This window comes from Kineococcus aurantiacus (genome assembly GCF_013409345.1).
Classification (GTDB): domain Bacteria; phylum Actinomycetota; class Actinomycetes; order Actinomycetales; family Kineococcaceae; genus Kineococcus; species Kineococcus aurantiacus.
Genome location: NZ_JACCBB010000001.1, coordinates 2453156 through 2468550, shown reverse-complemented (window position 1 = coordinate 2468550; position 15395 = coordinate 2453156). Strand labels below are relative to the sequence as shown.

Genomic DNA, 15395 nt, shown 5'->3' with positions numbered 1-15395 from the left:
GGTCGGCGACGTCGGCGGCGACCTCGACGGTCCGGCCGGCTCGGCGGAACGTGCGGCGTCTGCGGCGGCGGGGGCCCAGCGGGCCGGGCCCGCGCGACCTCGCGGTGGTTCCGTCGGGGAGTCAGTGGACGGAGTGGGTCAGGGGGACGCCGGGGCGGTAGGCGAGGTGGGTGACCGAGGGGGCGTCCAGGACGTGCAGGTGGGCCTTCGCGCCGACCGTGAGGCGGCCCACGTCGGTGCGGCGCAGCGCCCGGGCCCCGCCGGAGGTCGCCGCGTGGACGGCCTCGGCGACGGTCAGGCCCATCTGCAGGACGGCCGTCGCGACGCAGAACGCCACCGAGCTCGTGTAGCTGGAGCCGGGGTTGCAGTTGCTCGCGATGGCGATCGTCGCCCCGGCGTCGAGCAGCCGGCGCGCGGGCGCGAGGGGCTGGCGCGTCGACAGGTCGCAGGCGGGCAGGACGGTGGCGACGGTGCCCGAGCCCGCCAGCGCCTCCACGTCGGCGTCGGACAGGTGGTTGCAGTGGTCGACGCTGGCGGCGCCGAGCTCCACCGCCAGGCGCACGCCCGGGCCCTGCGTGAGCTGGTTGCCGTGGACGCGCAGGCCCAGTCCCTTCTCCCGCGCGGCCAGGAGCACCGCGCGGGAGGCGTCCTCGTCGAACGCCCCCGTCTCGCAGAAGACGTCGGCCCAGCGGACGTGCGGCAGCACCGCGTCGAGCTGGGGGCCGACGAGCTCGGCGAGGTAGGCGCCGGGGTCGGCGCCGGGGGCGACGATGTGCGCGCCCAGCCAGGTGACCTCGTCGGTGAACTCCGCCGCGAGCCGCGCGGCGCGCAGCTCCTCGGCGGGCGTCAGGCCGTAGCCGGTCTTCGTCTCCAGCGTCGTCGTGCCCTGGGCGCGGGCCTCGGCGACGTGCCGGCGCAGACCCCGGCGCAGCTGCTCGTCGGTCGCGGCGCGGGTCGCGGCCACCGTCGTGGCGATGCCGCCCGCGGCGTAGGGCCGCCCGGCCACCCTCGCCTCGAACTCGGCCGTCCGGTCCCCGGCGAAGACGAGGTGGGAGTGGGAGTCGACCCAGCCGGGCAGCACCGCGCGGCCGCACACGTCGATGCGGTCGTCGGCCTCGGGGGCCCGGGAGGCGGGGCCGGTCCAGACGACGCGGTCGTCCTCGACCACCAGGGCCGCGTCGGTGATCCGGGCCAGGAGGTCGTCGCCGTCGAACTCCGGGTCGTTCGTCGTCAGCTCGGCGATGCCCGTGAAGAGGGTGCTCACGCGAAGCTCCCCAGGACCTCGACGAGGCGTCCCTCGGGGACGGCCCGGTGGACCCCGGCGCGGACGACCGGCTCCCCGGCGACGACGACGTCGGTCACGTCCTGCGCGGAGGCCGTCATCGCGATCTGCGCCGGGTCCGACCCGGCCGTGCGGACCGAGTCGGTGCGGACGGCGACGAGGTCGGCGGGCTGGCCGACGGCCAGCGTCCCGCCGTCCAGGCCCAGGATGCGGTGGCCGCCGGTGGTCAGGGCCGCGAGGAGCTCGGCCGGGGCGAACACGCCCCGGCGCAGCGACCCCAGCCGGGAGGCGCCCTCCAGGCCGCGGGTCTCGGCGAACGGGTCGACGACGGCGTGCTGGTCGGTGCCCAGCGCGAGCACCGACCCCGCGTCGGCCAGCGCGCGGTACCGGCCCACCCCGTCGCCGAGGTCGGCCTCCGTCGTCGGGCACGCCACGACCGACGCCTGCCGGGCCCCGAGCAGGGCCACGTCGGCGTCGGTGACGTGGTTGGCGTGGACGACGGTCAGCGCGGGGCTCAGGGCACCCGCGCGGTCCAGCAGCTCGGTGGGCGTGCACCCGTACGCCCGGCGGCACGCCTCGTTCTCGGCGGGCTGCTCGGACAGGTGGACGTGCACCGGCGCGCCGAGGTCCCACGCCGTCTCGGCGACGACGGCGAGGTCGGCCGGCCCGACGGCGCGCACCGAGTGGGCGGCGACGCCGACGCGGAAGAACTCGTCGGCGGGGATCTGCCGGACCCGCCGGGCCCAGGCCTGCGCGGTGCCGTCGGAGAACCGGCGCTGCTCGGGCAGCGGCGGCTCACCCGGCGCGGACGTCAGGTACAGCGCGTCGAGCAGGACCAGCCGGATCCCCGCGGTCCGGGCCGCGTCGCGCAGCGCGAGGGCGAAGGCGTTCGGGTCCTCGTGGGGGGTGCCGTCGGGCCGGTGGTGCAGGTAGTGGAACTCCCCCACCGCCGTGAACCCCGCGAGGACCATCTCGGTGAACGCGGCCGTCGCCAGCTCCCGGTAGACCTCGGGGGTGAGCTTCGCGGCGAGGGCGTACATCGCGGTCCGCCACGTCCAGAACGTCCCGCCGTCGCCGTGGGTCCGCCCGCGCAGGCCCCGGTGGAACGCGTGCGAGTGCGCGTTCGCGAACCCCGGGAGCACCAGGCCCCCCAGGACGGTATCCCCCGGTTCGGCGGGGACCCCGGGGGTCACCGCGGTGATGCGGCCCGCCGACACGGCGATGCGGACGTCCGCGACCGCCCGGCCCTCCAGCCAGGCGGACCGCGCGTGGAAGTTCACGACTCCCACATGGGGACGCGCAGCCCGCGCTCGCGGGCGACCTCGGCGGCGCGGTCGTACCCGGCGTCGACGTGGCGCATGACGCCGGTGCCGGGGTCGTTGGTCAGGACCCGCTCGATCTTCTGCGCGGCCAGTTCCGTGCCGTCGGCGACGGTGACCTGACCGGCGTGGATCGAGCGGCCGATGCCGACGCCGCCGCCGTGGTGCAGGGACACCCAGGTGGCGCCCGAGGCGGTGTTCAGCAGGGCGTTCAGCAGCGGCCAGTCGGCGATCGCGTCGGACCCGTCGGCCATGGCCTCGGTCTCGCGGTACGGCGAGGCCACCGACCCGGAGTCGAGGTGGTCGCGGCCGATGACGATCGGCGCGGAGATCTCGCCGCTGGCGACGAGCTCGTTGAACTTCAGGCCCGCGAGGTGGCGTTCCTTGTACCCCAGCCAGCAGATGCGGGCGGGCAGGCCCTCGAAGTGGACCTTCTCGCCCGCGGCGGTGATCCAGCGGCGCAGCTTCTCGTCCTCGGGGAAGAGTTCGAGGATCGCGCGGTCGGTGCGCGCGATGTCCGCCGGGTCACCCGACAGCGCGGCCCAGCGGAACGGCCCGCGGCCCTCGGCGAACTGCGGGCGGATGTAGGCCGGGACGAACCCGGGGAACTCGAACGCGCGCTCGTACCCGCCGAGGCGGGCCTCCTCGCGGATGGAGTTGCCGTAGTCGAACACCTCGGCGCCCGCGTCCTGGAACCCGACCATGGCCTGCACGTGCTTGGCCATGGACTCCCGCGAACGTCGCGTGAACTCCTCGGGGTCCTTCGCGGCGAGCTCGTGCCACTCCTCGACGGGGACGCCCTCGGGCAGGTAGCTCAGCGGGTCGTGCGCCGACGTCTGGTCGGTGACGACGTCGACGGGGGCCCCGCGCTCCAGGAGTTCGGTGAACACCGTCGCCGCGTTGCCGACGACACCGACCGACAGGCCGCGCCGCTCGTCGCGGGCCGCGACGACGCGGGCCAGGGCGTCGTCGAGGTCGTCGGCCAGCTCGTCGAGGTACCCGTGGTCGACGCGGCGCTGCAGCCGGGCCCGGTCGACGTCGACGACGATCACGGCGCCCTCGTTGAGCGTCACGGCCAGCGGCTGCGCGCCGCCCATGCCGCCCGCGCCGCCGGTGAGGGTGATGGTCCCGGCCAGGGTCCCGCCGAACTTCTTGTCGGCCACGGCGGCGAACGTCTCGTAGGTGCCCTGCAGGATGCCCTGGGTGCCGATGTAGATCCACGACCCGGCGGTCATCTGCCCGTACATCGTCAGGCCCAGGACCTCCAGGCGGCGGAACTCCGGCCAGGTGGCCCAGTCCCCCACGAGGTTGGAGTTCGCGATGAGGACGCGCGGCGCCCACGCGTGGGTGCGGAACACCCCGACGGGTTTGCCGGACTGCACCAGCAGCGTCTCGTCGTCCTCCAGCGTCTCCAGGGTGCGCACGATCGCGTCGTACGCCTCCCACGAGCGGGCGGCCTTCCCCGTGCCGCCGTAGACGACGAGGTCGTCGGGACGCTCGGCGACCTCGGGGTCGAGGTTGTTCATGAGCATCCGCAGCGGGGCCTCGGTCTGCCAGCTCCTCGCGTGCAGCTCGGTGCCGCGGTGGGCGCGGACGGGCCTGGGCCCGTGGGAAACTCCGGACATCGGCGGGACTCCCTCAGTCGATCTCGGTGACGGAACGGGCGGCGTTCAGGACGTCCCCCGAGGCGACCAGGGCCACGACGGCCTCGATCTCCGGGGACAGGAACCGGTCGGGCCCGGGACCGGCGACGACGGTGCGGACGGTCCGCAGGATCGCAGAGGTCGCCGGGCCCGGCACCAGGGGTGCGCGCAGGTCCAGGGCACGGGTGGCGGTGAGGACCTCGATCGCCAGGACCCGGGTCAGGCCGTCGAGGGCCCGGCGCAGCTTGCGCGCCCCGGCCCAGCCCATCGAGACGTGGTCCTCCTGCATGGCCGAGCTCGGGATGGAGTCGACGCTGGCGGGGACGGCGAGGCGCTTGAGGTCGGAGACGATCCCCGCCGCGGTGTACTGCGCGATCATCAGCCCCGAGTCGACGCCCGCGTCGTGGGCGAGGAAGGCGGGCAGGCCGTGGTTGCGGGCCGGGTCCAGGAACCGGTCGGTGCGGCGCTCGGAGATGCTCGCCAGGTCCGCGACGGCGATGGCCAGGAAGTCCAGGACGTAGGCCACGGGCGCGCCGTGGAAGTTCCCGTTGGACTCCACGCGGCCGTCGGAGGTCACGACGGGGTTGTCGACGGCGGCGGCCAGTTCCCGCTCGGCCACCGCGCGGGCGTGCGCGGCGGTGTCGCGGCCGGCGCCGTGGACCTGCGGGGCGCAGCGCAGCGAGTAGGCGTCCTGCACGCGCGTGCACCCCGGGCCCTTGTGGCTGGCGACGACCGGGGAGCCGGCGAGGGCCCGGCGGACGTTCCCGGCGGAGACGCGCTGGCCCGGCTGCGGGCGCAGGGCCTGCAGGTCGTCGGCGAAGACGGCGTCGGTGCCCAGGAGGGCCTCGACGGACAGGGCGGCGGCGAGGTCGGCGGTGGCGAAGAGGGTGTCCAGGGTGTCCAGCGCGAGGGCGAGCTGGCCGAGCATGCCGTCGGTGCCGTTGATGAGGGCCAGGCCCTCCTTCTCGGCCAGGACGACGGGTTCGAGGCCGTGCCGCGCCAGGGCGGTCCCGGCGTCGAGGAGTTCCCCGGCGGCGGTGCGGACGACGCCCTCGCCCATCACGGCGAGCGCGCAGTGGGCCAGCGGCGCGAGGTCGCCGGAGCAGCCCAGGGAACCGTGCTCGGTGACGACGGGCGTGAGGTGGGCGTTGAGCAGGTCGGCGTACGCCCGGGCGGTCTGCGCGCGCACGCCGGTGCGGCCGGTCATCAGCGTCGACAGCCGCAGCAGCATCGTGGCGCGCACGACCTCGGTCTCGACCTCGGCGCCGGAGCCGGCGGCGTGGGAGCGGACGAGGCTGCGCTGCAGCTGGGTGCGCTGGTCGGCGGGGATGTGCCGGGTGGCCAGGGCCCCGAAACCCGTCGAGATGCCGTAGTGGGGTTCGGCGTCGCCGGCGAGGGCCTCGACGCGGGCGCGGGACTCCTCGACGGCGGCCAGCGCGGCGGGGTCGAGGTCGACGTGGGCGCCGTGCCGGGCGACGGCGACGACGTCGGCGACGGTGACCGGGCCGGAGGAGACGAGGACGTTCTTCACGTCCCCCATCCCACCGCGCCGCGGCGCCCCCGTCAGCGCCCGGCGCGGCGTCGGTGTCCAGGGTGCTGGACACTTCACCCCGTGGTCACCTCCCCCGGGGCCCCGACCGTCGGGGCGGCGCTGCGGATCCTGTCGTTCATGGCGGCGCAGCAGGGGCCGGTGGCGGCGGCGACGCTCGCGCGGTCCCTGGGCCTGCCCCGGTCCAGCGTCTACCGGCTGCTGGCCGAACTGGTCGCGCAGGGGTTCGTCCTGCACTTCCCCGAGGCCCGGCGGTACGGGCTGGGCCTGGCGGCGTTCGAGCTGAGCTCGGGGTACGTGCGGCAGGAACCGGTGACGCGGCTGGGCCGGCCGGTGCTGGCGACGCTGGTGGACCGGGTCGGGGAGAGCGCGCACCTGGCCGTCCTCGTGGGCAGCGAGGTCGTGTACCTCGTGGAGGAGCGGGCGCCGCGGCGGCCGGCGCTGGTCACGGACGTGGGGGTGCGGCTGCCCTCGCAGCTGACGGCGAGCGGGCGGGCGCTGCTGGCCGCCCTGCCGGCGGAGCAGGTGCGGGCGCTGTTCCCCTCCCCCGCCGCGCTCACGGCGCGCGGGGTCCAGATGTCGTCGCGGGAGCTGCGGACGGAGCTGGTGCGGACGCGGGCGCGCGGGTACGCCGTGGAGGACGGGGAGATCACGCCGGGGTTCGCGTCGGTGGCGGTCGCGGTGCGCGACCGCGGCGGGTGGCCGGTGACGAGCCTGGCGGTGACGTTCGAGGCGGCGGCCGTGGACGGGGGACGGCGCGCGGAGCTGGCGGAGGCGGTGCGGCGGCACGCCGGGGAGCTGCGCAGGAGGCTGTTCGGGGTGTGAGCTCCCGGCGGCGTCCGCCAGGAGCTCACGGGTCGTCAGGACAGCGGCAGGCGCTCCCACTCGCTGCTGAACTCCAGGCCGCTGCGCTTGAACAGCTGGGTCACGGGGCACCGGCGCTCGGTCTCGGCGCGCAGCGTCTCGAAGGTGGCCTCGTCGGCGTCGGTCTGGACCTCCACGCGGACGGCGACGCGGTCGAAGTTCGCGTTGCCCTCGGCGCCGGTGCCGATGACGGCGGGGTTCAGGTCGCCCTGGACGTGGATCGTCCACGTGCCCAGCTGCACGCCGAGCCCCTGGGCCACGATGCTGCCGGTGACCTGGTTGCAGGAGGTGAGTGCGCCCAGGGCGTAGCTCAGCGGGCTCGGCGCGGCGTCCTGGCCGCCGAACGAGGGGTAGGTGTCGGCCTGGAAGGTGTGCTGGTTCTCCCCCGGGACGGTCAGCTGCTGGGCGACACCGGTGCCCTGCGCCTGCACGACGAAGGGGACGGTCTTGGGGCTCACGGGTTCTCCTCGGTCCGAGCGGTGCTTGAACCTTCACCGTAAACGTCCGTCGGCCGGGAGGCCGGGTGAACGGGTGGAGTGCCCGACCACCGCGGGGTGGTCGGGGGGAGGGGTGGGGCGGGGGTGGCGGTGGGCCGCCACCCCCGTCGGGGGCTCAGCCGGAGATGCCAGCCTGGGTGCACAGCGTGCTGGCGGCCCCGGCGCACAGCGCGTCGACCGTCGTGTACCCCTGCGCGAGCACCTTCGAGCGGATCTCCTCCTTGCCGACGGCCTCGGGCTGCAGCAGCACCGTGGGCACCGCGCCGCCGCCGTTGTCCGTCGTCCCGGTGGTCTCGGGGTCCTTCCCGTCGAGCACGTCGGCGACCAGCGTCGCCGTGGTGCGCGCCTGGGAGGGCAGGTCCTTGAACACCGTCATGGTCTGGGTGCCGGCGAGGATGCGCTGCAGCGCGGCGGTCTCGGCGTCCTGGCCGGTGATCGGCACGTTCGGGTAGCCGGCCTTGGTCAGGGCCTGCAGCGCCCCGGCGGCCAGGCCGTCGTAGGCGGTGTAGACGCCCAGCAGGCGGCGGCCGTTCAGCGAGGCCAGCGCCCGGGTCATCTCCACCTCGGCCTGCTCCGCGCTCCAGCCGGCGACGTACCGCTCGTCGGCGATCTCGACCTTGCCGTCGAGCACGGAGTGCGCGCCCTGCGCGAACAGGCCCGCGTTGTTGTCGGCCGGGTCGCCCTGGAGCATGACGATCGCGCCGCCGGCGGTGTCGGGACCGACGGCGTCGAGGATCGCGGTGCCGCCCAGCTCCCCGACGGCGCCGCCGTCGAAGGACACGTAGTAGTCCAGCGGGACGTCGCGGATCAGCCGGTCGTAGGCCACGACCGGGACGTCGGCCGCCTCGGCCGTGGTCACCAGCTCCCCGGCCTGCGAGCCGTCGATGGCGACGACGACGACGGCCGCGGCCCCGTCCTGCACGGCCTTGCGGCCCTGCTCGTTCTGGGTGGCCTGGTCCTCGGCCGTCTGCACGTCCACCACGCAGGTGGGGCAGCGCTCGTGCAGCGCCACCGTGAAGTTCGGGACGTCGTAGGTCTGCGAGCGCAGCGACGTCGAGGGCACGAGGAAGGCCACGTGGGGCCCCTCGGCGGGGGCGGCGGCGGTGGTGGTGTCCTGGCCGCAGCCGCCCAGGCCCAGGGTGAGGGCGGCGAGGGCCGAGGCGGCCAGGGCGCGCGTGGTGCGGTTCATCGTTCTCGTCCCCTGCTCAGTAGCGGAAGTTCGCGACGGTGGACCGCATGCGGGCGGTCATGTCGACCAGGTCGCTGACGGCGCGGTCGGAGTCGGCGGCGCCCTCCCCGGTGGAGCGGGCGGCGGCGGCGACGGTGTCGATGGTGGCGGCGATCTGCCCGGCGCCGGTGGCGACGTCGGCGACGCTGCGGCCCATCTCCTGGGTCGTGGCGGCCTGCTCCTCGACGGCGGCGGCGATGGTGCCCTGGTAGTCGCTGATCTCGGCGACGACCGCGCCGATGCTGCCGATGGCGGCGACCGCGTCCTGCACGTCGCGCTGGATGGCCTCGACGCGGCGGGCGATGTCCTCGGTGGCGCGCGCGGTCTGGGAGCTGAGCTCCTTGACCTCCCCGGCGACCACGGCGAAGCCCTTGCCGGCGTCGCCGGCGCGGGCGGCCTCGATGGTCGCGTTGAGGGCCAGCAGGTTCGTCTGCTCGGCGATGGACGTGATGGTCTTGACGACGTCGCCGATCTCGGCGGAGGAGCGCCCGAGCTGGTTCATCGTGTCGCCGGTGTCGTGGGCGACGCGGACGGCGTTGCCGGCCACCTCGGCGGCGCGGGCGGCGTTGGAGGCGATCTCGCGGATGGAGGAACCCATCTCCTCGGCCCCGGCGGCGGCGCCGCCGACGTTGGCGCTGACCTCCCCGGCCGCGCGGGCGACCGTGGCGGCGCGGTCGGAGACGTCCTGCGCGCCGTCGGCGATGGTGCGGCTGCTGGCGCGCAGCTGCTCGATGGCGCCGGCCAGCGCGGACGCGTCGTCGTCGAGGCCGGAGACGGTGGTGCGCATGCCGTCGGTCGCCGCGCCCAGGGCCAGGGCCATCTGCCCGACCTCGTCCTGCTGGTCGATGTCGGCGCGGGCGGTGAGGTCGCCGTCGGCGACGCGGTGCAGGACCTCGACGACGCGGCGCAGCGGCCGGACGACGAGGCGGGTGATCCAGACGGCCAGCAGCACCGACAGCAGGACGCCGCCGGCGGTCACGGCGGCCAGGACCTGCCGGGCGCGGGTGTCGCTGTGGTGGGCCGCGGCGGCCGAGGCGGAGCCGGCCTCCTGCCCGAGCTGGTCGAGCTCGTCCAGGGCGCTCTCGGCGTTCTCCGCCAGGATCGCGACGTTGCCCAGGTAGAGCGTCTGGAACGCGGCGCGGTCGGAGACGTCGCCGGACGTGGCCAGCGGCACGAGGAAGTTGTCGCGGGTGGTGCGGTAGGCGCTCCACCAGGTGTCGAACGCGGCGACCTGCTGGCGCTGGGCGGCGGTGCTGAGGGAGGCGCGGTAGGCGTCCATCCCCTCGGCGATCGCCTCGTCGTCGGCGGACAGGCGCTGCTGCAGGTCCTGGCGGGCGGTGTCGTCCTCGGCCAGGGCCAGGTTGGCCAGGTCGCGCTGGGCCTGCATCGTCGCGACCCGCACCTCCCCGAGCGCGGCGGCCGGCACGAGGTTGCGGTTGTAGATGGCGTCGGCCTGGGAGGTGACGTCGGAGATCCCCTGCAACCCGACGGCCAGCAGGGCGCCCGCCATGACGGTGGACGTCAGGATGAGCGCGCTGAGCTTGGTCGCGACCGACCGGTCGGCGAAGCGCTTCCTGGTCCGGGACGCCCCTGCGCCCGGTGTGACTGCTGCCGTGGGCATGCGTGCTCGCTCCTCACCCCTCGCGGACGCCGTCGTGGTGTCCCGCGCAGGGTCCATCGGCAACGGGGTGGGGAACTTGAAGCGACAGCGACGCGCGGGTCAGTCCAGCAGGGGGGCCAGCCCGTCGAGGAGGCGGGCCAGGCCGAAGGCGTAGGCGCGTTCGGGGTCATGGGCGCTGCCGGCGGCCTGCCCGGCGGCGGTGCCGACGCGCACGGCGCGGGGGTAGCGCCGGGGGTCCAGGACCCGTTCGAGCAGGGGCCCGGCGGTGGCCCACCACTGCGCGTCGGTCGTGGTGGCGGCGGTGATCGCGCGGGCGTCGGCGGCGTCGCGGGCGCAGGCGCGGACGAAGACGAGCAGGTGGGTCAGGCACGCGTCCCGGGTGACGTCGTCGGCGGGGGTGTCGTCGAAGGCGGCCAGCTCGTGCTCGTACTTGGCGGTCTGGCCCGGGCCGAGGGAGGGCCGGACGGTGGAGACCTCGGCGGCCCAGGGGTGGTCCTCGAAGAGCCGGCGGTTCTCGTGGGCGATCACCGTGAGGCGGTGCCGCCAGGGCGCACCGGCGGTGCCGGTGCGGGGCATCTGCCGGTAGGCGGCGTCCAGGAGCAGGTCGAGGAGCTCGGCGCGGTCGGCGACGTAGGTGTAGAGCGACATCGCCGAGATGCCGAGGCGCTGCGCGACGCGGCGCACCGTCAGGGCCGCGAGCCCCTCGGCGTCGGCGAGGGCGAGGGCCTCGGCGACGACGGTGTCGAGGTCGTGCCGGCGGCGCGGGCCCTTCACCGGGACCGCGGCCGGGTCCCGCCACAGCAGCGCCAGGGTGCGGGCGGGGTCGCCGGCGCCGGGGTGGTCGGGGCTCACGCGCCGATCATCGCCGAGGGCGGGGGGCCGGGAACAACCCGGCCGGGTGGCGCGTTCCGCTCCGTACACCGTACAGAGAAGAGGTCGCCGTGCAGATCACCGCGAGCGCGCTGTCCCTGACCGTCGAGGACGAACGGGCCTCCGCCACGTTCCTCACCGAGCACTTCGGCTTCACCGTCGACCAGTCCGCCGACGGGTTCGTCAGCCTCAGCCGGCCCGACGCGGGCCTGCAGCTGATCTACCTGCGCCGGGGCCTGCCCACCCTGCCCGCCGACCAGCGCGAGGAGGTCGCGCGCGGGCAGATCGTCGCCTTCGTCGTCACCGACCTGGAGGGGGAACTGGCCCGGCTGCGGGCCGAGGGGGTCCGGATCACCATGCCGCTGACCGTCGAGGAGTGGGGTGAGCGCGCGTTCCAGGTCCGCGACCCCAACGGCGTCGTCGTCCAGCTCGTCGACTGGAACGGCTGAGCTCGGCGCGCCAGCGCGGAACGCCGGTGCCATGCTCGGATCCCAGCGGTCCAGAGACGCGGCTCGCGACCCTCCGCCCGACGAACCACGAACGGTGAGTGCCGATGACCGACCAGCGCGCCCTCCAGCCCCGCCGCGACGACGACGTCGAGACCGTCCTGAAGGCCGAGTCCAACCCGGCGCAGGTGTTCAAGACCCGCGGCGGCCCCGTCCGCCGCCACGCCCAGTTCACCGGGGCGCTGCTGAGCCTGCTGGGGATCTGCGGCGTGATCCCCGGGATCACGACGAACTACGACGAGATGGGGATCTTCCGCAGCAGCGCGCAGCTGTTCGGGATCTTCACCGTCTCGATCGTGACGTCGGCGCTGCTGTTCCTCTGGGGCATCACCGTCATCGCCTTCGCCGGGTCGGTGCGCCAGGCCCACAAGAACGTCGTCCTGCACGCCCTGGCGCTCCTCGGCATGGGCGTCGCCGGCGTCGGGATCGTCAACCAGTCCACCAACCCCGTGCTGCCCACCGACGCGGCGAGCAACTGGCTCTACCTGCTGCTCGGCGTGTTCTTCCTCGTGGGCGGCTCGGTCGCCCGCAAGCGGGAGATCGAGCTCAACGGCGTGTTCTGACCGTCCCGCCTGCCCCTCAACGGGCGACGACGCGCAGGGTGCGCAGCGAGGCGTCGGCGGCGTCCGGGACCAGCATCCCCGCCGCCACGCCCGAGCGCAGGTAGTCCACGGCCTCGGCGCTGACGACCTCGCCGGGGGTCAGCACGGGGACCCCCGGCGGGTAGGGGCTGACGATCTCCGCCGCGACGCGCCCCACGGCCTCCTCGACGGGCACCTGCTCGGCGGGCCCGAAGAAGGCGTCCCGCGGCAGCACCGCGTTCTCCAGCTCCAGCCCCCGCGGGCTCGGCAGGTCCACCGGCGCCGGCCGCTCGAAGCGCGCGGTCGTGAGCCGCCGCAGGGACTCCAGCAGCCGGTCGAGCCGGGACTGGTCGTCGGCGTGGGTCAGGCGCGCCCCGATGCGGCAGGAGTCGGCGGACCCGACGTCCACCCTGCACTGCGCGCGCAGCCACTCCGCGGCCTGGAACCCGCTGATCCCCAGACCCCGCACGTCGATCGTCAGCGCCAGCGGGTCCAGCTCGAACGCTCCCCCGGTGCCGAGGACCTCGCGGCCCAGCAGGTCCAGGCCCTCCAGGTCCCCGACCGCGGACCGCAGCCGCGCGGTCCGCTCCAGCGCCGCCCCGAGCAGTTCGCGGCCCTGCTCGACCATCTGCCGCCGCCAGCCGTCCAGGCTGGCGTACACCAGCGGCGAGGAGCTCGTCGTGCCCAGCAGGTCCTCGCGGGCCGACAGGACGTCGGGGTCGACGCGGTCGCCCGTGAGGTGGAACACCGAGCTCTGCTCGATCGCGGCCCCCATCTCGTGGACGCTGGTCACCACCAGGTCCGCGCCGACGTTCACCCCCCACTCGGGCAGGTCCGGGTGGAACGGCAGGTGCGCCCCCCACGCCTCGTCGACGATGAGCGGCACCCCGAACTCGTGGCACACGTCCGCGACACCGCCGATGTCGGCGCACGTCCCCCAGTCGGTGGGCGAGATGAGCAGCATCCCCTCGGCGTCGGGGTGCGCCTCCAGCGCCGCCCGCACGTCGGCCGGTTCCGGCGGGTGGGCCAGGTGGCGGTCGGCGTCGAAGTGCGGGTGGACCCGGACGGGGTCGATGCCGGAGACGATGACGCCCGCGATGACGGACTTGTGCGCGTTGCGCGAGACCAGCAGCTCCTCCCCCGGCCCCGCGACGGAGATCATCGCGCTCTTGACCGACAGGGAACTGCCGCAGGTGGAGAAGAACGCGCGGTCGGCACCGACCGCGTCGGCCATCAGTTCCTCGGCCCGGCTGACGACGCCCTGCGACTCGCGGCGGTCGTCGAGGCCGTTGAGGGTGAGGACGTCCGCGCGGAACACCCCCGTCCCCATGACGTCCAGGACGCGGGGGTCGACCCCGAGCCCCTGCCGGTGCCCGGGTGGGCCGAACACCACGTCACCCCGGCGGTGGAAGGCCTCGACCGCCTCCAGGACGGGCGTGCGGGAGTGGTCCACGGTGCTGCTCCGATCGTCGGGGGACGGGTTCCGGCGACCGGTACCCACCCCGCCCGCGCGCAGGCACGCGGGCGGGGCCCGTGAGGGTCAGGCCGTCTCGGCGGCCGCGGCCGCGATGACGTCGGCGACCTCGCGCGGGTGGGTCTGCATCACCAGGTGCGGGGCGTCCAGCTCGACGACCTTGCGGCACCCGGCGCGCTCGTAGCCGAACCGCTCCACGTCGGGGTTGATGGTGTGGTCGGCGGCCGAGACGATGCCCCACGACGGCTTCGTCCGCCACGCCGCCACCGACGCCGGCTCCCCGAAGGCCGCGCCCGACAGGGGGCGCTGGGAGACCGCGAGCACCCGCGCCCGCTCCAGCGGCACCCCCGCGGCGAACACGGCGGGGAAGGCGTCGACCTCCACCGACACGTCGGTGCCGGGCTCGCCGCCCTCGACCGGGTAGGGCGTGTACACGAGGTGCGCGGCCAGGTCGGAGTCCGGGAACCCGCCCTGCAGCTGCCCCAGGCTCTCGCCCTCGGCCAGCGCGTAACCGGCCACGAAGACCAGGCCGACGACGTTCTCGGCGGCCCCGGCGACCGTGACGACCGCCCCGCCGTAGGAGTGCCCGGCCAGCAGCACGGGACCCTCGACCTGCTCGACGACGGCGCGGACCGACGCGGCGTCGGCGGCCAGGCTGCGGTTGTAGACGGGCGGGACCCGGACCGTGAACCCGCGCTCGAGCAGGTCGGCGGTCACGGGGGCCCAGCTGGCGGCGTCGGCGAAGGCGCCGTGGACGAGGACGACGGTGGGAGTGGGCACGGCGGGCTCCTGGGGTGGGCGGGCGGGACGCCCCGACGCTAGGCAGCGCGGGGGTGCCCGGGCGTGACCCTCGGAGGGTCTGGCACCCGGTGCGCCCCGGTCCCCGCCCGGGTCACGCCACGGCGTCGGTCACCAGCCGGGCCAGGAGCGCGGCGTTGGGTTCGACGGTGAGGACGGAGTCGAAGTAGAGCTGGTTGGACTGCTCCTCGTCGAGCTCGACGACGTGCCCGGCGCGCACGACCTCCAGCTGCTGGAAGGCCTCGCGGGCGCGCAGCGCGTCGGTGGCGGCGCGGCCGGCGCCGAAGTCGAGGAGCACCAGCAAGTCGCTCTCCAGCTGCACCAGCTGCTCGGCCGAGAGGACCTCGACGGCTTCGCCGTCGGTGGTGGCCGCGGGCAGGCCCGGCAGGCCCATCGCGGCGGCGACCCGCCCCGCGGGGGACTGGTCGTTGAGGACGTAGAGGCTGCCGTCGTCGAAGGCGGCCACCGTGCGCACGGTCAGCGCCCGGGCCCGGGCCGTGAGGGCGGCGGCGGTCTCGGCGACGGCGGCGTCGGTGGCGACGGTGCGCTCGGCGGCCTCCTGCTCGCGGCCGACCGCGCGCCCCACCTGCTCCAGGTTGGTGCGCCAGTCGATGAAGCTGGTGACCACCGTCGGGGCGACGGCGGAGTAGGTGGCGAGGTTGCCGGTGTCGGCGAAGCCCCGCTGCACGAGCACCAGGTCCGGGGCCCACCCGGCCAGCTGCTCGAAGTTCGTCTCCTCGGCCAGCGGGTAGGACGGGACCCCGCGCGCCAGGTCGCGCACCCACGGGCGCAGCGGGTCGTTGCGCTGGCCGAAGCCGACGGGCCGCACGCCCAGGGCCAGCAGCGAGCACAGCTCCGCGCCGTCGGTCGCGCACACGACGCGCTCGGGGCGCCGCGCGAGCTCGGTGGTGCCGAGCTCGTGCTCGACGGTGCGCGGGAACGCCCCGGCGGTGCCGCCCGCGCCGGCGGGGGCGTCCCCGGCGGCCGGTGCCGCCGGGGAGCAGGCGGTCAGGCCGGCGGCGGTCAGGGTCGCCGCGGTGGCGCTGGACAGGACGGCTCGGCGCGAGGGCACGTCGGGGCTCCCGGGGGTGGAGGGGACCGGCGACTGCCGGGCGGCCGCAGGTTAGCTGAGCCTCAGCTCAGTGACAACGAGGCTCGGTACC

At 75.4% G+C, this 15395-nt stretch carries 14 protein-coding genes; 3 read left to right on the top strand and 11 right to left on the bottom strand.

Annotated elements, in window-relative coordinates:
- Positions 1-121: 121 nt before the first annotated feature.
- The 4 genes from hutI to hutH are packed head-to-tail and all read right to left on the bottom strand — an operon-like array spanning position 122 to position 5784.
- Positions 122-1264 (bottom strand): imidazolonepropionase, encoded by a 1143-nt coding sequence (gene hutI / locus BJ968_RS11970; protein ID WP_179752107.1) that lies wholly within the window; start codon positions 1262-1264, stop codon positions 122-124.
- Positions 1261-2562 (bottom strand): formimidoylglutamate deiminase, encoded by a 1302-nt coding sequence (locus tag BJ968_RS11965; RefSeq protein ID WP_343077984.1) that lies wholly within the window; start codon positions 2560-2562, stop codon positions 1261-1263. The genes hutI and BJ968_RS11965 overlap by 4 nt, the downstream gene beginning before the upstream one ends.
- A complete protein-coding gene (hutU, locus tag BJ968_RS11960) occupies positions 2559-4226 on the bottom strand; it encodes a urocanate hydratase (RefSeq protein ID WP_179752103.1) in 1668 nt (555 codons plus the stop codon). The genes BJ968_RS11965 and hutU overlap by 4 nt, the downstream gene beginning before the upstream one ends.
- Positions 4227-4239: 13 nt before the next feature.
- Complete coding sequence (gene hutH, locus BJ968_RS11955) at positions 4240-5784, bottom strand: histidine ammonia-lyase (protein WP_179752101.1); 1545 nt, start codon at positions 5782-5784, stop codon at positions 4240-4242.
- Positions 5785-5856: 72 nt separating this feature from the next.
- Between hutH and BJ968_RS11950 the strand changes: the two genes are divergently transcribed.
- Positions 5857-6618: an IclR family transcriptional regulator domain-containing protein gene (locus BJ968_RS11950; RefSeq protein ID WP_179752099.1), complete on the top strand. Its 762-nt coding sequence runs from the start codon at positions 5857-5859 to the stop codon at positions 6616-6618.
- A gap of 35 nt (positions 6619-6653) precedes the next feature.
- On the opposite strand, the gene BJ968_RS11945 is transcribed toward BJ968_RS11950, so the two are convergent.
- From BJ968_RS11945 to BJ968_RS11930, 4 genes are all read right to left on the bottom strand, one after another.
- Positions 6654-7115 (bottom strand): OsmC family protein, encoded by a 462-nt coding sequence (locus tag BJ968_RS11945; RefSeq protein ID WP_179752097.1) that lies wholly within the window; start codon positions 7113-7115, stop codon positions 6654-6656.
- A 154-nt stretch (positions 7116-7269) separates the two neighbouring features.
- Positions 7270-8343: a sugar ABC transporter substrate-binding protein gene (locus tag BJ968_RS11940; RefSeq protein WP_179752095.1), complete on the bottom strand. Its 1074-nt coding sequence runs from the start codon at positions 8341-8343 to the stop codon at positions 7270-7272.
- A 16-nt stretch (positions 8344-8359) separates the two neighbouring features.
- Positions 8360-10003, bottom strand: a complete 1644-nt coding sequence (locus BJ968_RS11935; RefSeq protein WP_179752093.1) for a methyl-accepting chemotaxis protein — start codon at positions 10001-10003, stop codon at positions 8360-8362.
- 99 nt (positions 10004-10102) lie between these two features.
- A complete protein-coding gene (locus BJ968_RS11930) occupies positions 10103-10855 on the bottom strand; it encodes a TetR/AcrR family transcriptional regulator C-terminal domain-containing protein (RefSeq protein WP_179752091.1) in 753 nt (250 codons plus the stop codon).
- An 89-nt stretch (positions 10856-10944) separates the two neighbouring features.
- Between BJ968_RS11930 and BJ968_RS11925 the strand changes: the two genes are divergently transcribed.
- Together BJ968_RS11925 and BJ968_RS11920 are read left to right on the top strand one after the other, a co-directional pair.
- Complete coding sequence (locus BJ968_RS11925) at positions 10945-11322, top strand: VOC family protein (RefSeq protein WP_179752088.1); 378 nt, start codon at positions 10945-10947, stop codon at positions 11320-11322.
- A gap of 104 nt (positions 11323-11426) precedes the next feature.
- A complete protein-coding gene (locus BJ968_RS11920; RefSeq protein ID WP_179752086.1) occupies positions 11427-11942 on the top strand; it encodes a DUF4383 domain-containing protein in 516 nt (171 codons plus the stop codon).
- A gap of 16 nt (positions 11943-11958) precedes the next feature.
- Here BJ968_RS11920 and BJ968_RS11915 read toward each other — a convergent pair whose 3' ends face one another.
- From BJ968_RS11915 to BJ968_RS24585, 3 genes are all read right to left on the bottom strand, one after another.
- A complete protein-coding gene (locus tag BJ968_RS11915; protein ID WP_179752084.1) occupies positions 11959-13413 on the bottom strand; it encodes an Orn/Lys/Arg family decarboxylase in 1455 nt (484 codons plus the stop codon).
- An 87-nt stretch (positions 13414-13500) separates the two neighbouring features.
- A complete protein-coding gene (locus tag BJ968_RS11910; protein WP_179752082.1) occupies positions 13501-14214 on the bottom strand; it encodes an alpha/beta fold hydrolase in 714 nt (237 codons plus the stop codon).
- A 112-nt stretch (positions 14215-14326) separates the two neighbouring features.
- Positions 14327-15304 carry an ABC transporter substrate-binding protein gene (locus tag BJ968_RS24585; protein WP_179752080.1) on the bottom strand — a complete coding sequence of 326 codons (978 nt, stop codon included), beginning with the start codon at positions 15302-15304 and terminating at the stop codon, positions 14327-14329.
- Between the last annotated feature and the right edge of the window lie 91 nt (positions 15305-15395).